The sequence below is a fragment of the Mesorhizobium sp. B2-8-9 genome, assembly GCF_006439475.1.
Classification (GTDB): domain Bacteria; phylum Pseudomonadota; class Alphaproteobacteria; order Rhizobiales; family Rhizobiaceae; genus Mesorhizobium.
Map to the genome: position 1 here is coordinate 68,880 of NZ_VFTQ01000005.1, position 19,021 is coordinate 87,900.

The 19,021-nt window shown below is 64.5% G+C and carries 24 protein-coding genes and 1 pseudogene; 13 read left to right on the top strand and 12 right to left on the bottom strand.

All coding sequences use genetic code 11. The annotated features are described in order from the left end of the window. The first annotated feature begins 94 nt into the window (after positions 1-94). The 6 genes from FJ423_RS08100 to FJ423_RS08125 all read left to right on the top strand — a co-directional run bounded on the left by FJ423_RS08100 (position 95) and on the right by FJ423_RS08125 (position 7,505). Positions 95-1,297: a diaminopropionate ammonia-lyase gene (locus tag FJ423_RS08100; protein ID WP_140840665.1), complete on the top strand. Its 1,203-nt coding sequence runs from the start codon at positions 95-97 to the stop codon at positions 1,295-1,297. Further along, positions 1,294-2,529 (top strand): Zn-dependent hydrolase, encoded by a 1,236-nt coding sequence (locus tag FJ423_RS08105; protein ID WP_140840667.1) that lies wholly within the window; start codon positions 1,294-1,296, stop codon positions 2,527-2,529. The genes FJ423_RS08100 and FJ423_RS08105 overlap by 4 nt, the downstream gene beginning before the upstream one ends. Positions 2,530-2,732: 203 nt before the next feature. After that, a complete protein-coding gene (locus FJ423_RS08110) occupies positions 2,733-3,929 on the top strand; it encodes a diaminopropionate ammonia-lyase (protein ID WP_140840669.1) in 1,197 nt (398 codons plus the stop codon). Positions 3,930-4,267: 338 nt separating this feature from the next. Next, a complete protein-coding gene (locus FJ423_RS08115; RefSeq protein WP_140840671.1) occupies positions 4,268-6,382 on the top strand; it encodes an EAL domain-containing protein in 2,115 nt (704 codons plus the stop codon). A 90-nt stretch (positions 6,383-6,472) separates the two neighbouring features. Beyond that, positions 6,473-6,835 (top strand): hypothetical protein, encoded by a 363-nt coding sequence (locus FJ423_RS08120; protein WP_140840673.1) that lies wholly within the window; start codon positions 6,473-6,475, stop codon positions 6,833-6,835. Positions 6,836-7,028: 193 nt separating this feature from the next. Then, positions 7,029-7,505 carry a hypothetical protein gene (locus FJ423_RS08125; protein WP_140840675.1) on the top strand — a complete coding sequence of 159 codons (477 nt, stop codon included), beginning with the start codon at positions 7,029-7,031 and terminating at the stop codon, positions 7,503-7,505. A 5-nt stretch (positions 7,506-7,510) separates the two neighbouring features. On the opposite strand, the gene FJ423_RS08130 is transcribed toward FJ423_RS08125, so the two are convergent. Both FJ423_RS08130 and FJ423_RS08135 read right to left on the bottom strand, forming a co-directional pair. Beyond that, complete coding sequence (locus FJ423_RS08130; RefSeq protein WP_140840677.1) at positions 7,511-7,810, bottom strand: AzlD family protein; 300 nt, start codon at positions 7,808-7,810, stop codon at positions 7,511-7,513. Beyond that, positions 7,807-8,550 carry an AzlC family ABC transporter permease gene (locus FJ423_RS08135; RefSeq protein ID WP_140840679.1) on the bottom strand — a complete coding sequence of 248 codons (744 nt, stop codon included), beginning with the start codon at positions 8,548-8,550 and terminating at the stop codon, positions 7,807-7,809. The genes FJ423_RS08130 and FJ423_RS08135 overlap by 4 nt, the downstream gene beginning before the upstream one ends. A gap of 171 nt (positions 8,551-8,721) precedes the next feature. Between FJ423_RS08135 and FJ423_RS08140 the strand changes: the two genes are divergently transcribed. Continuing rightward, positions 8,722-9,180, top strand: a complete 459-nt coding sequence (locus FJ423_RS08140) for an Lrp/AsnC family transcriptional regulator (RefSeq protein WP_140840681.1) — start codon at positions 8,722-8,724, stop codon at positions 9,178-9,180. Between the two features lie 41 nt (positions 9,181-9,221). On the opposite strand, the gene FJ423_RS08145 is transcribed toward FJ423_RS08140, so the two are convergent. The 5 genes and pseudogenes from FJ423_RS08145 to FJ423_RS08165 form a co-directional block, all read right to left on the bottom strand. Then, on the bottom strand, positions 9,222-9,542 hold the full coding sequence (locus tag FJ423_RS08145; RefSeq protein ID WP_095768382.1) for a plasmid stabilization protein: 321 nt from the start codon (positions 9,540-9,542) through the stop codon (positions 9,222-9,224). Between the two features lie 36 nt (positions 9,543-9,578). Continuing rightward, positions 9,579-9,776 (bottom strand): hypothetical protein, encoded by a 198-nt coding sequence (locus FJ423_RS08150; RefSeq protein ID WP_140543043.1) that lies wholly within the window; start codon positions 9,774-9,776, stop codon positions 9,579-9,581. 49 nt (positions 9,777-9,825) lie between these two features. Further along, the gene (locus FJ423_RS08155) at positions 9,826-10,044 is read right to left on the bottom strand and encodes a hypothetical protein (RefSeq protein WP_140840683.1); all 219 of its coding nucleotides are present in this window, start codon (positions 10,042-10,044) and stop codon (positions 9,826-9,828) included. Positions 10,045-10,071: 27 nt separating this feature from the next. After that, positions 10,072-10,566, bottom strand: coding sequence for a hypothetical protein (locus tag FJ423_RS08160; RefSeq protein WP_140840685.1), 495 nt, complete (start codon positions 10,564-10,566; stop codon positions 10,072-10,074). Between the two features lie 150 nt (positions 10,567-10,716). Beyond that, positions 10,717-10,812 (bottom strand): annotated as a pseudogene (locus FJ423_RS08165) (KGG domain-containing protein); the annotation flags it as partial. Positions 10,813-11,250: 438 nt separating this feature from the next. Here FJ423_RS08165 and FJ423_RS08170 point away from each other — a divergent pair. Next, a complete protein-coding gene (locus tag FJ423_RS08170; protein ID WP_140840687.1) occupies positions 11,251-11,475 on the top strand; it encodes a hypothetical protein in 225 nt (74 codons plus the stop codon). Between the two features lie 55 nt (positions 11,476-11,530). On the opposite strand, the gene FJ423_RS08175 is transcribed toward FJ423_RS08170, so the two are convergent. Continuing rightward, entirely contained in the window at positions 11,531-12,424 is an 894-nt protein-coding gene (locus FJ423_RS08175; protein ID WP_140840689.1) for an alpha/beta hydrolase, read from the bottom strand. Positions 12,425-12,463: 39 nt separating this feature from the next. Next, positions 12,464-12,694, bottom strand: coding sequence for a hypothetical protein (locus FJ423_RS08180; protein WP_095768388.1), 231 nt, complete (start codon positions 12,692-12,694; stop codon positions 12,464-12,466). A gap of 163 nt (positions 12,695-12,857) precedes the next feature. On the opposite strand from FJ423_RS08180, the gene FJ423_RS08185 reads away from it, so the two are divergent. Then, positions 12,858-13,577 (top strand): Crp/Fnr family transcriptional regulator, encoded by a 720-nt coding sequence (locus tag FJ423_RS08185; RefSeq protein WP_140840691.1) that lies wholly within the window; start codon positions 12,858-12,860, stop codon positions 13,575-13,577. 4 nt (positions 13,578-13,581) lie between these two features. On the opposite strand, the gene FJ423_RS08190 is transcribed toward FJ423_RS08185, so the two are convergent. Further along, on the bottom strand, positions 13,582-13,881 hold the full coding sequence (locus FJ423_RS08190; RefSeq protein WP_095768390.1) for a DUF982 domain-containing protein: 300 nt from the start codon (positions 13,879-13,881) through the stop codon (positions 13,582-13,584). Between the two features lie 545 nt (positions 13,882-14,426). Between FJ423_RS08190 and FJ423_RS08195 the strand changes: the two genes are divergently transcribed. Together FJ423_RS08195 and FJ423_RS08200 are read left to right on the top strand one after the other, a co-directional pair. After that, entirely contained in the window at positions 14,427-15,446 is a 1,020-nt protein-coding gene (locus FJ423_RS08195; RefSeq protein WP_140840693.1) for an SDR family oxidoreductase, read from the top strand. Positions 15,447-15,465: 19 nt separating this feature from the next. Then, on the top strand, positions 15,466-15,771 hold the full coding sequence (locus FJ423_RS08200) for a hypothetical protein (RefSeq protein ID WP_095768391.1): 306 nt from the start codon (positions 15,466-15,468) through the stop codon (positions 15,769-15,771). Between the two features lie 22 nt (positions 15,772-15,793). Here the strand turns inward: FJ423_RS08200 and FJ423_RS08205 are convergent, their stop codons facing one another. Beyond that, a complete protein-coding gene (locus FJ423_RS08205; RefSeq protein ID WP_140840695.1) occupies positions 15,794-15,979 on the bottom strand; it encodes a hypothetical protein in 186 nt (61 codons plus the stop codon). Positions 15,980-16,246: 267 nt separating this feature from the next. Here FJ423_RS08205 and FJ423_RS08210 point away from each other — a divergent pair, with 267 nt between their 5' ends. Further along, the gene (locus tag FJ423_RS08210; RefSeq protein WP_095768393.1) at positions 16,247-17,350 is read left to right on the top strand and encodes a flavodoxin family protein; all 1,104 of its coding nucleotides are present in this window, start codon (positions 16,247-16,249) and stop codon (positions 17,348-17,350) included. Positions 17,351-17,359: 9 nt separating this feature from the next. Beyond that, positions 17,360-18,418, top strand: a complete 1,059-nt coding sequence (locus FJ423_RS08215; protein ID WP_140840697.1) for a YihY/virulence factor BrkB family protein — start codon at positions 17,360-17,362, stop codon at positions 18,416-18,418. A gap of 26 nt (positions 18,419-18,444) precedes the next feature. Here FJ423_RS08215 and FJ423_RS08220 read toward each other — a convergent pair whose 3' ends face one another. Further along, entirely contained in the window at positions 18,445-18,657 is a 213-nt protein-coding gene (locus FJ423_RS08220; protein ID WP_140681722.1) for a hypothetical protein, read from the bottom strand. Positions 18,658-19,021 lie beyond the last annotated feature (364 nt).

Genomic DNA, 19,021 nt, shown 5'->3' on the forward strand with positions numbered 1-19,021 from the left:
CAACGAAACAAACTTGCAATTCAAGCGCCAAAACAGAGCGCCTTTCTCGCTTGGCCTGCAATAAATTTCAGTCATCAAGAGGAGAAAGCCGACCATGTTCCTGCTCAACCGCCACCCGGACCATCGCCATCCGCTGACCGAGGAGGACGCCGCGACGCTTGGGCTCGCCGGGGCCGACGAGGCCGAGCGCTTCCTTGCCGCGCGCGACAACCATGCCGAGACGCCGCTGCACGCCCTGCCGGCGCTGGCGGCCGAGCTCGGCATCGGCGCGCTGCACGTCAAGGACGAGGGCAAGCGCCTCGGCCTCGGCAGCTTCAAAGCGTTGGGCGGCGCCTATGCCGTCATGCATCTGGTGCTGGAGCAGGCAGGCAGGCAGCTCGGCCGCGCCGTCGCGGTCGAGGACCTGCACAAGCCTGAGGTGAAGGCGATGGCCGGGCAGATGACTTTCGCCTGCGCCACCGACGGCAATCATGGACGCTCGGTGGCCCAGGGCGCCAGCCTTGTCGGCGCGCGCTCCGTCATCTTCGTCCACTCCGGCGTCAGCAACGAACGCGTGGCGGCCATTGCCCGCTTCGGCGCCGAGATGGTGCGCGTCGCCGGTGATTACGACCAGTCGGTCAGGGAGGCCGCCCGCGTCGCCGCCGAGCGCGGCTGGACCGTCGTCTCCGATACGTCTTGGCCGGGCTATGAGCGCATACCCGGGCTTGTGATGCAGGGCTACACGGTGATCGTGCGTGAAGCACTGAAGCGTTTGCCTGAGCCACCCACCCACGTCTTCCTTCAGGCCGGCGTCGGCGGCTTCGCCGCAGCTGTGGGTGGCCATCTCGCCATCATGCTTGGCGAGGATCGCCCGAAGGCAATCGTGGTCGAGCCGGCGCGGGCGGCCTGCGTCTATGAGACGGCCAAGGCCGGACGCCCGGTCACGATCGCGCACAGCAAGCCCACTGTCATGGCGATGCTCGAATGCTACGAGCCGTCTCTGGTCGCCTGGCGCGTGCTGTCGCGGATCGGCGATGCCTTCATGACCGTGGACGAGGAAGATGCCGTCGCGGTGATGAACCGTCTGGCGAGACCTGCCGGCAACGATCCGGCGATCGTCTCGGGCGAGAGCGGCGGGGCAGGGCTCGCCGGTCTGATCCGCGCGGCCGCTGACAAGACGATGCGCGCGGCGCTTGGTCTCGATGGGAATTCCCGCGTGCTGATCATCAATTCCGAAGGCGCGACCGATCCCGGCCGCTATGCCGAGCTGGTCGGAATGGCGCCGGAAGAAGTCGCGCAAGCGAGGCTGCCGGCATGAGCAATCTGATGATCAACGCCGACCGGCTTCTCGGCCGTATCCAGGAACTCGGCAGTATCGGCCGCGATGCGCAGGGGCGGCTGGTCCGCGTCGCCGCCTCCGAGATGGACCGGCTCGGCCGCGACCGCTTCGTCGGCTGGCTGGAAGAGGCAGGGCTCGAGGTCGCCGTCGACCGCATCGGCAACATTTTCGGCGTCTGGCGGGACGACGCCAATGCGGGCCAGCCGCCGGTCATGCTCGGCTCGCATATCGACACGGTGATCGACGCCGGCATCTATGACGGCTGCTATGGCGTGCTTGCCGGCCTCGAAGCGATCGAGAGCCTGAGGGAGGCCGGCTTCGCGCCGGCGCGCCCGATCGTGGTTGCCGCTTTCACCAACGAGGAGGGCGTGCGCTTCTCGCCCGACATGATGGGCTCGCTGGTCTTTGCCGGCGGTCGGAACCTTGAGGAAGCGCTGGCCTCGGTCGGCACCGACGGCACGGTGTTGGGCAAGGAGCTGGAGCGCATCGGCTATGCCGGTCGGCATCAGCCCGGCTTCCTCGAGCCGCATGCCTATGTCGAGCTGCATGTCGAGCAGGGGCCGGTGCTCGAGCGCGAGGGCATCGCCATCGGCGCGGTCGAGAACCTGCAGGGCATTTCCTGGCAGCGCGTTACCATCGACGGCGAGGCCAACCATGCCGGCACCACGCCGATGTCGATGCGAAAGGACGCAGGCGTCGCCGCCGCTCGCGTGATCGGCTTCTTGGCGGACCGGGCCAGCGCCTCATCGACGCGCACCGTTGCCACCGTCGGCACCATCGCGTTCGAGCCGAACGCCATCAACGTCATCCCGTCGCGGGCGATCTTCACCATCGACCTGCGCGATCCCGACGAAACGCATCTTCGCGAAGAGGAGGCGGCGCTTGCCGCCTTCCTCGACAAGCTGGCCGCAAGCGCCGGCGTCACCGTCCATGCCGAAAGCCTGGCGCGTTTCGAGCCGGTGACCTTCGATGCCCGCATCGTCTCGCTGATCGAGGACGGCGCCAGGGCCGCCGGCCTTTCGTGCCGGCGCATGACCTCCGGCGCCGGCCACGACGCGCAGATGATCGCCCGCATCGCGCCGTCCGCGATGATCTTCGTGCCGAGCCGGGGCGGCATCAGCCACAATCCTGCCGAGTTCACCGGTCCCGACGAGCTGGTTGCCGGCGCCAACATCCTGCTTAGCGTCGCCGCCCGGCTGGCGGCCGACTGATCGCGGGAGGAATCAGATAGGCGTGCCGCTGGGGGTGAAATACCACCAAAAATAGTCATGCTGGCTGTATCTGGTCGTCCCGAAGCGAATATCCGGCGACATCCAATCGAAACAAACTTCAATCACTTAGCCAATTAAAGCATCCAAAATCGCGCCCGAATCGCGCCCGCCGACAGAGTTCAGTGCCTCGCAGGAAGACTAGCATGCTGCTTCTCAACCAACGTCCCGAACACAACCAGCCGTTGGTTGCCGCCGATGCCGAGTCGCTCGGCATTGCGGGGGGCGAGCGGGCCGAGCGTTACCTCGAGGCGCGCGACGATCATGCCGAAACGCCGCTGCACACCTTGCCGGCGCTGGCCGATCACCTCGGCGTCGCGGCACTTTATGTCAAGGACGAAGGCCAGCGTCTCGGCCTTGGCAGCTTCAAGGCGCTGGGCGGCGCCTATGCCGTCATGCGGCTGGTGCTGGAGGAGGCCGGCAAGCGCTTCGGGCGCGATGTCGATATCGGCGAGATCAACGATCCCAAGCTGCGCGCCATCGCTGCTCAGATGACATTCTGCTGCGCAACGGATGGCAACCATGGCCGTTCGGTGGCGCAGGGGGCCGGCCTCGTCGGCGCGCGTTCGGTGATTTACGTCCATGCTGGCGTAAGCCGCGAGCGTGTCGCGGCCATCGCTCGCTTCGGCGCCGAGATTGTCGAGGTCGAGGGCGGCTATGACCATGCGGTGCGCGAAGTCGCCCGCGTCGGTGCCGAGCGCGGCTGGAAGATCGTCTCCAACACGTCCTGGCTCGGCTATGAGCGCGTCCCCGGACTGGTCATGCAGGGCTACACGGTGATCGTGCGCGAGACGCTGCGGCGCTTGGCCGAGCCACCGACGCATGTCTTCCTGCAGGCTGGCGTCGGTGGCTTCGCGGCGGCGATCGCCGGCCATGTGGCGGTCATGCTTGGCTCCAGGCGGCCGAAAGCCGTGGTGGTCGAGCCGCGGCGCTCGGCTTGCGTCTACGCCTCGGCTGAGGCCGGACGTCCGGTGACGATCGCCCAGCAGCAGCCGACCGTGATGACGATGCTCGAATGTGCCGAGCCGTCCTTGGTCGCCTGGCGCGTGCTGGCGCGCGTCGGCGATGCCTTCATGACGGTCGAAGAAGAGGACGCGGTCGCCGTAATGAAGCGGCTGGCGCAGCCCTTGGGCAACGATCCGGCCATCGTCTCCGGCGAGAGCGGCGGCGTCGGGCTCGCCGGACTGGTCCGCGCTGCGGGCGACGGGCAGATGCGCGCGGCGTTAGGTCTCGATACCGGCTCCCGCGTGCTCGTCGTCAACTCGGAGGGCGCCACCGACCATGGCCGCTTTGCTGAGCTGGTCGGGATGGCGCCGGCAGAGGTGTTCCTGCAGACTGCCTGAGAGCAATTCCAGGAAAAGTTGCGACGGTGGTGCGAAGAAGGTTGGCAGCGGCTAGGCGATCGGCAACGGCGGTCGAGCGCTAGTTCCCTCCAAGAGGGGAGATGCCCGGCAGGCCAGAGGGGGCGCTGTCCCACCGGCGTTTCAGTTTTTTGCAGTCACAGCCAAGCCGGTAGCGACCAGCTCCACCCCAACAAAATCAACGTCGCGATCCTTCACGCCCCCTCTGGCCTGCCGGCCATCTCCCCCTCTTTGGGGGGAGATTAACTGAACCACTCCCGGTAACCCTTTTTTCTCTGCTTTCATGCAATATTGCCGGGACGGGATGGCAAGAACAAAGAATGGCGGACGACGATAAACGCAACGGTAAGTTCTGGGCGCTGGCGCTTGATCGCGCTCATCTCGGCCTATGGGACTGGAATTTGTCGACCGGCGATTGCTACTATTCGCCGACCTGGTCGAAGATGCTGGGCTATGAGGCTGACGAGCTCGCCAACACGTCCGACCTCTGGCTGAAGCTGACCCATCCGGATGACCGCCAGCGTGCGCAGGAAAGCGGCGACCGCCATATTGCGGGCCTCGCAGGTTTCATCGAGACGGAGCTGCGCCTGCGCCACAAGGACGGCCACTGGGTGTGGGTGCTCGACCGCGGCGGCATTGTCGAGCGCGACGCCGACGGCAAGCCGCTTAGGATGATGGGCGTGCAGACCGACATCACCCGGCAGAAAGAGGCCGAGGCGGCGCTCGAGCAGGTCAACATCCGCTTCCGCCTCGCGATTGCCGCCAGCGGCACGGGCATCTGGCACCACGATATCGGTACGAAGAAGAGCTATTGGGACGCGCGCACGCGCGAGATCTTCGGCCTGGTTGCCGATACCGATGAGGTGACGGCCGACCTGTGGCACACCTACCTTCATCCCGACGACAAGGAAGCCACCGAGCGAGCGCATCTGATCGCCCCCGGCTCGAACAGCGTCGTCGCCTCACAATACCGGATCGTCCTGCGTGACGGCCAAGTCCGCCATCTCGAATCGCTGGTGCGTTTCATTGCCGGCGTCGGCTCGGCCGGCCAGATTTTGGGCACGGTACGCGACATCACCGAGGAGAAGACGCGCGCCGAGGAGCTTGCCTTCGCCGCGCGTCACGACGCGCTGACCGGGTTGCTCAACCGTTCGGCCTTCGACCGGCTGCTTGCCGAGAACATCGCCATGGCCGGGCGCCTGCCGCTTGCCGTGTTCTATGTCGACCTCGACTACTTCAAGGCGCTCAACGACTATGCCGGCCATGCCGCCGGAGATCTCGCGCTGAAGAGCGTCGCGGCGGGCATCCTCGCCAGCCTGCCCGCGTCGGCGCAGGCGGCGCGCCTCGGCGGCGACGAATTCGCGCTTTTGGTGCCGAACTGCAATGACGCCTGTGCCGAGCACCTTGCCCGCGCGGTGCTTACCGCGGTGCGCGACGCCGATATCGGCACTGCCGTCACCTCGCGCAGGCTTGCCGCCAGCATCGGCATCGCCTTCGTGCGCGACCCCAACATGAGCGTGGCCGACGCGCTCGCCTGCGCCGACGATGCCTGCTACGCCGCCAAGGCCGGCGGCCGGGACCGCTTCGCGGTGTTCTCGCCGGAAACGACGTCGGGCGCCGGCCTCAATGCCGCGCGGCTGGCCGCGGACCTTGTCGATGCGATGGAGGACGGCCGGTTGAAGCTGTTCGGCCAGCAAATCCATCGGCTCGGCCAGCCATGGGAAGATAGCCGCCACGTCGAGGTGCTGGCCAGGCTCGAGGCCCGCAACGGCAAGATGATCCCGCCCGGCGATTTCATGCCGGTCGCCGAACGCTTCGGCCTTGCCGCCCGGCTCGACCGCTGGATCATCCGCACCGCGCTGACGCGCCACGGCGAGGCGATGCGCGCGGGCGCCATCTCGCTCGACTTCAATTTGTCGGCGCAGACGCTTTCCGATCCGCAGCTCTGGGATTTCGTCGACGAGGCGATCGCCGACGGCGGCGCGCCGGCCCCGGCCATCGGCTTCGAGATCACCGAAACCGCCGCCGTCACCAATTTCGATGCCGCGGCCGAGTTCGTGCGCAAGGCCAGGCAACGCCGCTGCCGCGTCAGCCTCGACGATTTCGGCGCCGGGATGAGTTCGTTCGAATATCTCAGGCGCTTCCCCGTCGATGCTATCAAGATCGACGGCTCCTTCGTCGAGCACATCGCCGAAAGCCGGTTCGACCGCGAGATCGTTTCGGCGATCACCGGTATCGCCCGCTCGATGGGCGCTGCCGTGGTTGCAGAGAAGGTCGAGGACAGGAACGCGCTGGATATTCTCATGGACATGGGCGTTGCCTATGGCCAGGGCTATTTCCTGCACCGGCCCGAGCCGCTGGAGGCGATCGTGGCGAGAGCCGCAAGCGGCACTGCTTCACCGTCGCGGCCGCATGCTAGGTCGGCACAAAAATAAGACGTTTCTAAAATTGCAATCACTCATTTAAGGGCGCCGTAATCCGGCGCGACGATGATCCGATCTCACAAAACGGACCGGAGCGCGTGGATGAAAACCCTTCCCTTGTTTGCGGCAACTGCAATCGGCCTGCTCGGCATCTTCGCCACGCAGTCGTCCTATGCGGGCTCCGACAATGGCGGCGGGTTGACGGCGGCGTCCGCAGCCGACCCTGACGACGATCAGGTCAATACATCCAGCGTCAGCGACGACAATGAAGCCGCCGACAATGATGAGGCCGGGCACAAGGGCGACGGCGCCGCTACCGGCTCGCATGAAGGCGACCAGGACGGCGATCATCAGGGCGACGATCATGACGGCGACGATCATGATGGCGATCACGAAGGCGGGGACGGTGCCAGCCATGACGGCGGCGCAGACTTCGGCGGCCATGACGGTGGCGGGGACGAATGACTCTTGGGGTGATAACGCGCCCATCGTTAAAAGGTGAGCCATCCTTCTATCGAACTCTTAGGACAACTGGGCTAATTGCCTGTGAAACGCTTTGCTCGGGACATGACGTCTTGGCTCGACTGTCCGGCGTCCGAACCATGACGGAGGGCCGCCTGCGAGACCCGTAATGTCCTCGACCGTCAACATCGCCATTGTGACCCTGCAGCCGCAGCGCCTGTTGCCGACGGCCAGGCCGGCTGCCAGTAGCCACAGCGCCGTCGGCGCCGCGGCTTCGCCGCTCATGCAGGCGGAGCCCACGGCCCCAGCATCCAAGTTCAGCCTCGACAACCTCAATATCACAGCGACGAAGGTCCGACTGATGGAACGTGCGGGCAATGAGTTCCGCATCGATCAGGCCGAATATGAGTCAGTGTCGTCCTACGGTACGGCGATCAAGAACGCCGTCGAAGCGTTGAAACGGCAATCGCCGTCGGCGATCGCCGAGATCGAGAGACAGCTTGGCCTGGACCAGCTTGGCGTTTCTCTCGATAGGCTCGTCGACGCGATAGCCGATCCGCGAGGCAGCGATAGCAAAAGGCTGGATGCCGCGTTGAAGCAGCATGCGGACGGACCTGGCGAAGGCGACGCCGCATCGATCCAGCTGGACGAGCTCGGGCTTTACGGCGGTTGAGGCAGCTAGCCTATCAGCCATCTCAGCATGCCCGCCGAAGCCACCCCGATCACCACCGTCGGCAGCATCGACAGCCGTGTCGCCGCCAGCACCGTTATTGCAAGCGCCGCCAGATCGGCCGGATTCTTCGAGACGAAATCCGGCGCGATCACCGAGATCAGCACGCAGCCGGGCGCGGCTTCCATCACCGCCGTGGCGCGTGGGCCGAGCGCGCGGTTTCTCAGCACCACATAGCCGCCGATGCGGGTGAGATACGTCACGCCGGCCATCGCCAGGATGGCGAGCACGGTCATCGGATCGATCATCTCTCACCTGCCAGGAACCACGCGGCCACCAGGCCGGACAGCGCACCGGCCGCCACATACCAGGCGCCGGGCACGACGAGATAGGTGAGCGCCGCCACCACCAGGCTGACGAGCCAGGGCCGGGCCGCGGCAAAGCCCGTCCACATGCCCCGAAGCAACACCAGGAAGACAGCAGGGAAAGCCAAGGCAAAACCATAGGTCTCGACGTCGCCGAGCAGCGGCCCGAGTGCCGCGCCGCAGGTCGTAAACGCCACCCAGGCGAGATAGAAGGGCAGCGCGGCGCCCAGATAAAAGGCCAGGCTGAAGGCCGGCCGCATGCCGACGTCGGCGCGCCGCCGCGCATCCGCGAGGCCTACGGCCCAGCTCTCGTCGCACATCAGAAACAGCGCCGGAAAAACCTGCCGCTTCGGCAGATGGTTGATGAACGGCGCGAGTGCGGCGCCCATCAGGAAATGCCGGCTGTTGACCAGAAAGGTGATGGCGGCGATCAACAGGATATGCGGCGGCGAAGTCCAGAGCTGGATCGCGGCGAATTCTGAGCCGCCGGCGAAGTTGAGGCCGGTCATCAGCGGCACCTCGGCCACGCTCAGGCCCTTCTGCGCGGCCTGCGCGCCGAGCACCAGCGCGTAGGGGATGATGCCGAGCAGCACCGGCGTCGAAGCGGCGAGCCCGCGTCGGACCTCGCCGCCGCGTCCATCGGCGCTTTGACCCTCGGCGAGGGCGATCTCGGAAACGCTCATGGCTTTGCTTTCGGCTGGCCTCGCGGCCGCCGTTCTCCCGCTCGGTTGTGGGTTGCTATCGGTGCGGCACTATAGCCGAATTGCCTCGCAATCGGGTTGCGAAGATGCCCCGTTTCTGCCAAAATCTAGCATTGAATAGCGCGTTCAAGCAAAATATTGGAATTTGGCACTATGAAGCTGGATGAGATCGACAGGCGCATTCTGCGCGCCCTGCAGCGCGACGGGCGCATGGCCAACAACGATCTGGCCAACGAAGTCGGCCTCTCTCCGTCGCCTTGCCTGCGCCGCGTCAAGTTGCTGGAGGAGGCCGGCGTCATCGACCGCTACGTCGCGGTGCTCAACCCGGCCAAGATCGGCCGCGGCCAGACCTTCTTCACCCGCATCTGGCTGAAGCAGCAGGATGAGGATACGATCGAGCATTTCGCCGCCGAGGTGGCGAAATTCCCCGAAGTGATGGAGTGCTATCTGATGCTGGGCGACTGCGACGCGATGGTACGGATCGTGGCGGCCGGCATCGACGACTACCGCCGCTTCCAGTCGGAGCATCTGAGCCGCATCAAGGGCGTGCAGAACGTCAAGACGGATGTGCCAAGCCAGACGATCAAGCAGACCTCGGAGATGCCGCTGTGAGGCTCTTGCCTTCTCCACAAGAAGGGGAGAAGGCAAAGTCCTCAATGATGGGCGTGGTGCTCCGCATTGCGCTTGCGCGTGGCCGCTGCCTTCTTCGCGGAAGCGGAGCGCGCGGCCGCCGATCGCTCGCCCGAAGCCTTGCCGCCAGCTTTCCCGCCCTTATGCGCCGCCGGATGGCCAGTGTGCTTGCCGCGGCCGGAGCCGCCTGCCTTCTTGCCGCCGGCGTCGTCCTTGTTGACCGTCGCCCAGGCGCGCCGCTCGGCTTCTTTCTCGGACACGCCGCGCTTCTCGTAGCCTTCGGCGATATGGTCGGCCTTGCGTTCCTGCTTGTCGGTGTATTTCGATTTATCTCCGCGTGGCATTGTCCTGCTCCTTGTTGCGCTGAGTGATTGAGAGTCTCAGGAACCCTTTTTCTTGGCGACGTCGCCGAGGTCGGCCCGTTCCGGATCCTTGTTGTTCTCGTCGGCCGCGTCGCGATCCTCGTCGGGATCATCCTTGGCCGGTAGATAGCCGCGCGGCTTGTTGGCTTTCGGGCCTTCCCAGCGCGGCCATTGATCGGAGGTTCCGGGACGTCCGGTATTGGGTGAATTGCTCATCTTAACCTCGCTTTCGAGAAGGCCGGTTGCCTCCGTCCTTGGAGAACCGTCAGCCTTCCGCTTTCATGGTCCGTGCGATCTTCAAGAGTTTGTCGCGGTCGTGCCCGTGCTCCCGGATCAGTTCACGTGCCTGCTTCGGCGACAGATCGGTGTTCTCCGCCAGGAAGCGCACGTCGGGATCGTCGCCGCCCTTGGTCGGCAAATTGCCGGTCGCCGTCGCATCGGCGGCGCCCGGCCGGTTCGGTATATTGTCGTTCGCCTGGGTCATCGCAGGCCTCCTTCGATTTCCGCCGTATCAGTTCGCTGTCTGGGAGTGCCTGCGGCGCGCTTCCTTCTTGCGGCGCAGCACCTCGTCGGTGCCGACGATGTCCTTCGAGCCGCCGGTGATCGCAGTCGAGACCACGGCCGGCGGATCGCTTGCCGGAAAGGAGTCCTCAAGGCCGGACTGCAACTGCTCCTCCAGCGTATCCGGGTCTTCCGAACGGCCTTCGGCGCGACGTCCGTCGATCTCTTCCAGATCTTGCTTGGCGTCGGGATGCTCGCGCACATTGCGCAGCGTCGACACGACGAGTTCTACGGCGAATTCCTTCATCTCCTCGCCGTGCGGGGCGGCGACGTCGGTCTCCTCGACCAGGCGAACAAGCGATTGTTCGAGCTTGTCCAACTCGCGCATGCCCTGGCAGTGCCCAAGTTTCTGCGCCAGTGCTTGGATCAGCAACGGACCGAAGGTCGAGTAGGCTTGCATGCGGGTCTCATCCACCTGTTCGGGATGAAGTGTTTGCAGCGACATTGATGCCTCCGTTCAAACATCCTGCGGCGGCAGCCTGGGCAACCGACTGAAGAGGAACTGGAGGGCGGGGCAGAAGTTCCATCGCGGGGTCGATCCCGCGGGCAGATGAAATGGCGTCCGTGAAGGACACGGACGCCATTGAATTCAGCGCTGACCGCCTTTACGGCCGGCCTCGGAGGCGCGCTGGCGGTCTTCGGCGAAGTTGCCGCTGCCACCTCGGTGCTGGCCGGCGCTCCGCTGACCCATGTTGCGGTCCTCGGCCTGCTGCTGCCCGCTGCCGCGATGCTGGTCTTCGCGGTTCTTGTGGCTCTGCTGGCCGGCCTTGACGTGCTGTTCGTGGGTTCCGCCTTGATTGGGCATATCGAATTCTCCGTTAATTCGGATTTTTCTTGAGGGTGAATTCAAGGACGCGTCCAACATCCCTGAGTAAGGGCAACAGGCGTCGGCAACCGATGTTCCGGTCGAAACATTTTGTGACTCGTCAGACTGAAGTCCGATCCGGCCAGCGCATTGGGCTGGCTTGTGCAACCAAACCTCCTTTTGCGAATTGGTGAGCGGCCGACGAGAAAGCCCCCTCCATCGCCGGCTATCATGGTGCCCGCCGGTCAGCCCCGCGCAATTCCGGCGGGCACCGTTATCCATAAACAGAAGGCCGCGCAGCCGACCTCGGAGCGAGACGACGTTTTGACCTATATCTCTGCAAAGCCCGCTCGGCAGGATGCCGAAAGCCTGCCTGCCAATGACAACCAGCGTACCACCCTTGCCGATCTTTCGTTCCTCGACATCATCAATGACGAGGACGAGGTCGCCGATATTGCCAGGCGCGCAGAGCGTCTCGGCCATGCCGCGCTCATCACAATGGCGATCGGCCTGGCGGCCCTGCCGTTGCTCTGGCTGATGCTGAGGTGAGCCAGGCCGACCGGCCGCTTCGCCGGCCGGCGCCATCTGCCGGAAAGGATCGTCTCTATCTTCCGGAAAAGAAGGCGTCGAGCGTGGCCGCCGTTTCGATCGGCGATTCCTCCGGAAAGAAATGGCCGCCGGGCATCGCCCCGCCGCTGGCATCGTCGGCCCAGTTCCGCCATATGCCCAGCGGTCCGTCTTCGTCCCGATACCATTCGGCCAGCGCGCCATGCTGGCTCCACAGCGCCAGCACGGGGCAGGATATACGCCGGCCGGCCTCGCGGTCCGCATGGTCGTGCAGCCGGTCGAGCGAAGCCGCCGCGCGATACTGTTCGCAGATGGCGTGGATATGCGCCGGATCGCGCAGCGCATCGACGTAAGCCTGCCGCACGCCGGGCGGGAACGCGTCGGCTGCGGATCCCCAGCCGGAAAGCGCATTGTCGACGATTGCTTCGGCCGTCGCCGCCAATATCGTCTCCGGCAGCGGCTCGGGCTGCGCCAGCAGCGACCATGGCCAAAAGCCTAGCGCCAGCTTGGCATCGGCCCGGTCCCAGACCTCGGCGGTAGGGACGATGTCGAGCACGGCGAGCTTCTCGACGCGGCCCGGATGATCGAGCGCCAGCCGGTAGGCGACGCGCCCGCCGCGATCATGGCCAGCGACCAGGAAACGTTGGAAGCCGAGGTCCTCCATGAGCGCCGCCATGTCGGCGGCCATGGCGCGCTTGCCGTAGGGCGTATGGTCGGCGGCCGATGGCGGGCAGGAGCTTTGCCCATAACCGCGCAGATCGGTACAGACGACGCTGAAATCCCGCGCCAGGCTGGGCGCAATGTCGCGCCACATCGCATGCGTTTCGGGAAAGCCGTGCAGCAGGAGCAGGCCGGGCCCGCTGCCGCCATAGCGGACGAAGATACGCGCCTCGCCAGTGTCTACTTCCAATGTGTCAAAATCGGCGAACATGCTTGGCTCCGGCGGGATGCGATGCTGATGGCAAAGGCCTCACTTCCAGGCTGAGTCCAGCGTCAGCGACGCCTCGAATATCTGCTCCTTCTCGGTGCGCAGCTTCACGGTGATCTTCAACTGTTCGGTCCCGGGCGCCTCGTCGCGGGCAATGTCGTGCAGGATGCGCAACGCCTCAAGACGGGCACGCTCGCGGTCGGCAAAAAGCTGCCCGTGGTCGTCAATCTGGCCATGCTCGGCGTTATGGAGGTCGAAATAATAGCGTTCCATCGGTGAAGCACTCCGGGCGTTTGGCAAGTTCAATCCCTGGCCCCGATCATGGTTCCAAGCGGTTGATCCTCAGGGAAATCCGCGGCGCGCCGGCCCTTGCTGCGCGGCCGACTGCAACCGGCCCAGCCCTGCGGCGTTAGCTGTTGCCCATGGAGAACCGCGGATGCTGGAATCGCTTTACCTCAACCTCGGCCAGCATGACGTCCTGTCAGAGGAAGAGAAGGCGCTCCTCGCCGGCGCCATGTCGCTCGAAAGATACGTCGCCGCCGGCGAGGATATCGTCACGGAAGGCACGCGGCCGATCTACAGCACGCTCATCATCGACGGGTTTGCCGCCCGCTACAAGGTGTTGGAGCATGGCGGCCGCCAGTTCACCTCGCTGCAGGTCGCGGGCGATTTCGTCGACCTTCATGCTTTTTTGCTGAAGACGATGGACCATGGCATCGTCGCGCTATCTCCCTGCCATGTCGCCGCAGCGGAGCATAGCAAGCTCAAGACGATTACCGAGCAGGCGCCGCACCTTACCCGGCTGTTGTGGCTGGACACGCTGGTCGACGGCGCCATCCATCGCGAATGGATCGTGGCCATGGGGCGCCGCTCCAAGACCTCTCATCTCGCGCATTTGATATGCGAGCTGTTCGTCAGGCTGCAGGTGGTGAAAAAGACGCGCGAGATGACCTTCCATCTGCCGCTGTCGCAGGCCGAGCTCGCCGACGTGCTCGGCCTCTCCGTCGTCCATATGAACCGGGTCATCGGCACGCTGCGCCGCATGAACGTGGTCAGCTGGACGAACCATATGATCACGATCCTTGACTGGGAGCGGCTGGTTGCGATCGCCGAATTCGATCCAACCTATCTCAGCATGACGCGCGAGCCGAGATAGGCATCTAGCTGCGCGGGGTCTTGGAGCGCGACCACAACTCGTCCAGCATGGTAAGCGCGGCACTCGGCTGGGCCGGCCTCAGCAGGCCCTGCTGCGCGGCGACCTTCTTGAAGGCGGCAAAGGCGATGGCCGGGCGGCAGGTGCCGGCGATCGCGTCGTCCACCAGCCGGGCCGCTTCGAGATAGGCTGGCGCCTCCTTGTTCTTCCAAGCGCCTCCAAGCGCCTTCTTGGCCTCGGCAACGGTGGTGACCACCATCGTGCCGCCGCTGACGAAGCGGATGGTGAGGGGCAGGAAACGGCTCATCGGTCCTTCACCATCCGAGCCACTCGCGCGTGCGCCACGCAAGACCGACAAAGGGAGCGGTCGTGATCATGGTGGCGGCGAGAATAAAAAGCGTGCTGTTCGTACGCATGGATTTCATGTTTCACCGTAAAAATTGCGGATGGCAGTAAACGATGACTTCGGCAGTCGGTTGCATCCGGCCGGCTGGTCCGAGGCTGCAAATCCGAGGCTACATATTGCTCGCGGGCCGGGCCGGCGGCGCCGGGCGGTGCGGCGGACGTGGGCGCGGCCTGAGCGGCACCTCGGCCAGCGAAGCGCGGATCACCCTGACGGGGACTGGTGGCGCTGCGGCGCGCCGGCGCAGCATTGCGGCCGAGAGACTGCCGATGAGAGTTCGAACGTCCATGTGGACTCCTCCTGAAGAGTCCCCCAGCGACCAAGCGTTAGCACCGCGGCCCGGCGGCCGCATTTAACTTTGATGTACGCGCAGGCATCTTGGCGAGGTGCGGCGATCCAAGGGCCAACCTTTTCCGTTGGCATGCGTTGTCCTCCGAAAGGAGATGACCATGCCGACCAGCAGCCGAACGAAAACCGATACAGCCAGAAAATCAGCGACCGCCAAGAAGACAGACACGGCGAAGGCCGCGAACAGGCAGCGCGGCGTGCAGCGCAAGGTCGATGCCACGGACCGCAGCAAGCCGAAGCCGGAAGCGCCGGGCGCCATGCAGGCCGGCGCGCGCAAATACCCCACGCCGCCTTTCCCCAGGCAGCATCATCCCAAGCCCGGTGAGGAATGGGCGATCGAGCCCGCGCCGCTTTATGATGCGCCCTTCTGGCAAGGGTCGGGCAAGCTCAAAGACAAGGTCGCGCTGATCACCGGCGGCGATTCCGGCATCGGCCGCGCTGTGGCCGTGCTGTTCGCACGCGAGGGTGCCGATGTCGCCATCGCCTATCTCAGCGAGGACCGCGATGCCGAGGCGACTAAGCATGCGATCGAGGCGGAGGGCAGGCGCTGCATCACCTTGCGCGGCGATGTCGCCGAACGCGCCTTCTGCCGCAAGGCGGTGGCGGAGACGCTCAAGGCCTTCGGCAAGCTCGACGTGCTGGTCAACAATGCTGCCTTTCAAATCCACTCGGCCGATTTCGCCGATCTGACCGAGGAGCATTTCGACACCACGCTGAAGACCAATCTCTACGGCTATTTCCATATGGCTCAGGAAGCTGTGCTGCACATGGCGCCCGGTTCTGCCATCATCAACACAGGTTCGGTCACCGGCATCGAGGGTTCGAAGGAACTGGTCGACTACTCGATGACCAAGGGCGGCATTCACGCCTTCACCCGCGCTCTCTCCGGCAACCTCATCTCGAAGGGCATCCGCGTCAATGCGGTGGCGCCGGGTCCGGTCTGGACGCCGCTCAACCCATCCGAAAAACAAGCGGAAGACGTTTCGCAGTTCGGCGCCAAGACGCCGATGAAGCGGCCCGCCCAGCCGGAAGAGATCGCGCCGGCCTACGTGTTCCTGGCCTCGCCGCAATGCTCAAGCTACATCACCGGCGAAATCCTGCCGATCATCGGGGGTTACTGACACCCATGAGGAGGATCTCATGAAGAAAGCGCTTCTCATTGCAGTCGTCACCCTGATCCCGGCCCTGCCGGCGGTGGCCCAGAATGCCGCCCAGCCGAACGACCAACAGGCGCAGAACTGCCAGGCCAAGCCCGACGCCAACGACCAGCAGCAGAAACAGAAGCAGCAGGCCGACACCGATGAGCTGTCGAAAAAACTCGGCAATTGCGGCGGCGTGCTGAAGCCGCCGCCGACCGGCGACAAGAACGCGACGCCGCCGCCCCCGACAGGCAGCGACATGCCGGTGATTAAGCCGGGCGAAATTCCGCCGCAGACCGGCCAATGAGGCCGTCTTCAACAACAAGGGTTCAATGCTTGCGCTTCTCGCCCTCGGTCGCCTTGGCGGCCGGCAAGTTGTGGGCCTCGCGTATCATCTGCAATGCCTCCTCACGCGTGAGGCCGCATTTGCGGGCAAAGTAAGCCGCTTCGAGGATCTCGGCCTCGGAAGCCGCCGAAACAGTGGAAGCCGGCCGTGTGTGCTTCTTCTTGGCCATCGGTTCACCGCGCCATGAATCACTTAGTCAGCTAAATATAGGCCCGTTGTTTCTCATTGCAAATTCACCGCTGCTTTTGGCGATCCTGCTGGGCTGCCTGTGCCATTGGGAACCATTGCACCGGCACAGGATTGTGACTTGCGGGCCGCGTCAGCCGGACCTGGTGGCAAAGAGAACAGGGCTGGTTTCTCCGGCTTCCCGCCCTGGCCAACGAAAAGGCAGTCGAGCTCTTGTCCCACCCGGCCCGCTCCGAGCTTGGGGCAGTACATGGCAGTGGACACGGAATTAAACGGTGGCGGCGTCGAACCGCGCAAGGGCATGCCCAGCCCGCGTCTCGGCGAGAGCGAGTTCAAGCAACGCTACAGGAAGCTGTTCTACGATCCGGCCTTCGAGCCGGAGGCCGAAGCCATAGGCAGGCTGGCCGAAATCGCTTGGCAGGCCTATAGCGAGGAACGCAAAAGTCCGGTGACCCGCAAAGCGGGGGAGGGTTTTCACGACCCGAGCTACGATCTCTCCGTCGAATGGATCGCCGCTCACGATGCGGTCAAGGCCGCGCAACGGCGCCACGAGGACAGAACTGCACCGTCGCGCATCCTGATCATCAACGGCTCCTCACGCAGCGAGCATACTTGCCCGGGCGAAATGTCGAAAAGCTTTCGTCTCGTCGAACTGGCGCGCCGCGCCATTGCCGGCAGGCCGGGCTTTTCCGTTGAAGTGCTCGATCTGTCGCGGCTCGCTTCCGAATATGGCCGCAGGATCTACCCTTGCAAGGCCTGCTTCTCGACAGCGGCGGCGCTCTGCCACTGGCCGTGCTCGTGCTATCCGAACCATTCGCTCGGCCAGGTGCACGACTGGATGAACGACATTTATCCCCTTTGGGTCGAGGCGCATGGCGTGATGATCGTCACGCCCGTCAACTGGTACCAGACCTCCTCGCCGGTGAAGTTGATGATGGACCGGCTGGTCTGCGCTGACGGTGGTAATCCCGATCCGTCTTTGACGCAGGGCAAGGATGCAGCGCTTGCCAAGCAAGCCGAACTCGCTGGCTGGAGCTATCCCCGCCATCTCGAAGGCCGGTTGTTTTCGGTTGTCGTTCATGGCGATACGGAAGGCGCTGCGAACGTGCGGCATGCGCTTGCCGACTGGCTGCGTTCGATGAAGCTCGATCCCGTCGGCGAGATTGCCGAACTCGACCGCTATATTGGCTACTGGAAGCCCTATGCAACCAGCCATGACGAGCTCGACGCTGACAAGGACGTTCAGGTTGAAGTAACCAACGCCGCGCTAGCCCTGGCCGAAGCGGTGGCGAGGCGCCGGGCAGGGGAATTCCCCACCATCGGAGCCGACCTCAAGGATCCACGCCCAAAATAGAGGAAGAAGATGCCGCGCTGGGCCAACGAAGGCTGGACAATCCTCAAGGAAAGCGTCTCCGGCTATATTGCCGACAATGCGCTGAGCCACGGCGCGGCGATGGCCTTCTACGCCACCACCTCGCTGGCGCCGATCCTGCTGATCGTGGTCGCGATCGCCGGCTTCGTCATCGGCAACGATGCCGCGCAACTGGCGCTCTCGGCACAGATATCGGGCGTCATGGGACCGCAGAGCGCTGATCTTCTCAAGGCAACGGTCGAGACCGCCTCGCAGCGCGGGTCCGGTACTTTGGCCGCCTTGATCGGGCTGGTCACGCTTTTGATCACCGCGTCCGGCGTCTTCGGCGAGATGCAACAGACATTGAATGAGATCTGGAAGGTCAAGCCCACCAGCGTGTCGTTTTCGCGCCTGGTGCGGGCGAGGGCGGTGAGCCTCGGACTTGTGGCGGCGCTCGGCTTCCTGCTGCTGGTGTCGCTTGCAGCCAGCACTGCAATCGCCGCGCTTGGCGAGGTCATTAACCGCAGCCTGCCGTTTGGAACGCTGATCGTCAGCGGCATCAACACGGTCGTCTCCTTCGCATTGATCGCTCTGCTCTTCGCCGCCATCTACAAGGTCCTGCCGGACCGGGAGCTCAAATGGCGTGACGTGGGCGTCGGGGCGTTGGTCACGGCGCTGCTCTTCACCATCGGCAAGTCGCTGATCGGCTGGTACATCGGCACCAGCGCCATAGCGACGTCCTACGGAGCGGCGGGCGCACTGATGGTGGTGCTGGTCTGGGTCTATTATTCGGCACAGATTTTTCTTTTCGGCGCCGAGATTACCCGCGCCTATTCGGTACGGCGCGGCAGCCGGCGCGACCTCGCGCCGGTCGTTGCGAATGCAACCGACCGGGCTGCGCCGCACCATGCCGAAGAAGTAGCCAAACCGGGGACGACGATGCCGGCCGACGCTGGTGCAAGTGTCGGCGCGGCGGCGCCTCGGGCATCCGGCGGCGGGATCGTCCTATGGATTGTCCTCGGCAGCCTGATCACTCTGCTTGTCACGCGGGTCTTGCGCCGCTCAGGCTGATACGACCTCGTCGCCAGGCTCGTGCCTTACCGCCGTTCTTCCTGCCGTTTCTCGATTTCGTAGGACAGCCAGCGGCAGAACATGCCGATAACCGAGGTAGCGGCTCCGCCGAGCAGACAAGCAATCAGCAACGGACTTTTCGAGGCACTGTCCCAGCTGACGATCGCCAGCAGCGCCACGCTCACTGTGGAAATCAGATACCCTGTACCCTTGAGAAGATGAAGCGACGATCTGGTCATGTTGGCCCGCCTTCCAATGAACAGACAATCAGGATCGAAGTTCCATTTAGTCGATGTTCCTCCAGACGGTGGCGGCATGAGGCACTTGCTGGAAACCGGAAAGGCAGGCTGGCCCGGCCGCGACATACAACTCACTTGGACTGAAGTCGCACGCAGCGCCGCTTTGGTCCAAGCAGTGAAACCTTGGCCCGCCGTGGTGGTTGTGGGACGGTTTGACGGATATTTGAGTCCCTTCATCGTCAACTGTTTGAACGCCCATCATTCCCGCGACTGGTGGGCGTTCATTCGAGGCCAACGATCCAGTGCCAAGGGGCGGACCGGATGACATGCGGCACGCTGTGAGGCGCCCCGACAGCGGTCGCGG

What these genes read in the sequence shown, in the direction of transcription:
- FJ423_RS08100 (WP_140840665.1), top strand. Translation starts at nt 95, where the DNA reads ATGTTCCTGCTCAACCGCCACCCGGACCATCGCCATCCGCTGACCGAG.
- FJ423_RS08105 (WP_140840667.1), top strand. Translation starts at nt 1,294, where the DNA reads ATGAGCAATCTGATGATCAACGCCGACCGGCTTCTCGGCCGTATCCAG.
- FJ423_RS08110 (WP_140840669.1), top strand. Translation starts at nt 2,733, where the DNA reads ATGCTGCTTCTCAACCAACGTCCCGAACACAACCAGCCGTTGGTTGCC.
- FJ423_RS08115 (WP_140840671.1), top strand. Translation starts at nt 4,268, where the DNA reads ATGGCGGACGACGATAAACGCAACGGTAAGTTCTGGGCGCTGGCGCTT.
- FJ423_RS08120 (WP_140840673.1), top strand. Translation starts at nt 6,473, where the DNA reads ATGAAAACCCTTCCCTTGTTTGCGGCAACTGCAATCGGCCTGCTCGGC.
- FJ423_RS08130 (WP_140840677.1), bottom strand. Translation starts at nt 7,810, where the DNA reads ATGATCGATCCGATGACCGTGCTCGCCATCCTGGCGATGGCCGGCGTG.
- FJ423_RS08135 (WP_140840679.1), bottom strand. Translation starts at nt 8,550, where the DNA reads ATGAGCGTTTCCGAGATCGCCCTCGCCGAGGGTCAAAGCGCCGATGGA.
- FJ423_RS08140 (WP_140840681.1), top strand. Translation starts at nt 8,722, where the DNA reads ATGAAGCTGGATGAGATCGACAGGCGCATTCTGCGCGCCCTGCAGCGC.
- FJ423_RS08145 (WP_095768382.1), bottom strand. Translation starts at nt 9,542, where the DNA reads ATGCCACGCGGAGATAAATCGAAATACACCGACAAGCAGGAACGCAAG.
- FJ423_RS08150 (WP_140543043.1), bottom strand. Translation starts at nt 9,776, where the DNA reads ATGAGCAATTCACCCAATACCGGACGTCCCGGAACCTCCGATCAATGG.
- FJ423_RS08155 (WP_140840683.1), bottom strand. Translation starts at nt 10,044, where the DNA reads ATGACCCAGGCGAACGACAATATACCGAACCGGCCGGGCGCCGCCGAT.
- FJ423_RS08160 (WP_140840685.1), bottom strand. Translation starts at nt 10,566, where the DNA reads ATGTCGCTGCAAACACTTCATCCCGAACAGGTGGATGAGACCCGCATG.
- FJ423_RS08175 (WP_140840689.1), bottom strand. Translation starts at nt 12,424, where the DNA reads ATGTTCGCCGATTTTGACACATTGGAAGTAGACACTGGCGAGGCGCGT.
- FJ423_RS08180 (WP_095768388.1), bottom strand. Translation starts at nt 12,694, where the DNA reads ATGGAACGCTATTATTTCGACCTCCATAACGCCGAGCATGGCCAGATT.
- FJ423_RS08185 (WP_140840691.1), top strand. Translation starts at nt 12,858, where the DNA reads ATGCTGGAATCGCTTTACCTCAACCTCGGCCAGCATGACGTCCTGTCA.
- FJ423_RS08190 (WP_095768390.1), bottom strand. Translation starts at nt 13,881, where the DNA reads ATGAGCCGTTTCCTGCCCCTCACCATCCGCTTCGTCAGCGGCGGCACG.
- FJ423_RS08195 (WP_140840693.1), top strand. Translation starts at nt 14,427, where the DNA reads ATGCCGACCAGCAGCCGAACGAAAACCGATACAGCCAGAAAATCAGCG.
- FJ423_RS08200 (WP_095768391.1), top strand. Translation starts at nt 15,466, where the DNA reads ATGAAGAAAGCGCTTCTCATTGCAGTCGTCACCCTGATCCCGGCCCTG.
- FJ423_RS08205 (WP_140840695.1), bottom strand. Translation starts at nt 15,979, where the DNA reads ATGGCCAAGAAGAAGCACACACGGCCGGCTTCCACTGTTTCGGCGGCT.
- FJ423_RS08210 (WP_095768393.1), top strand. Translation starts at nt 16,247, where the DNA reads ATGGCAGTGGACACGGAATTAAACGGTGGCGGCGTCGAACCGCGCAAG.
- FJ423_RS08215 (WP_140840697.1), top strand. Translation starts at nt 17,360, where the DNA reads ATGCCGCGCTGGGCCAACGAAGGCTGGACAATCCTCAAGGAAAGCGTC.
- FJ423_RS08220 (WP_140681722.1), bottom strand. Translation starts at nt 18,657, where the DNA reads ATGACCAGATCGTCGCTTCATCTTCTCAAGGGTACAGGGTATCTGATT.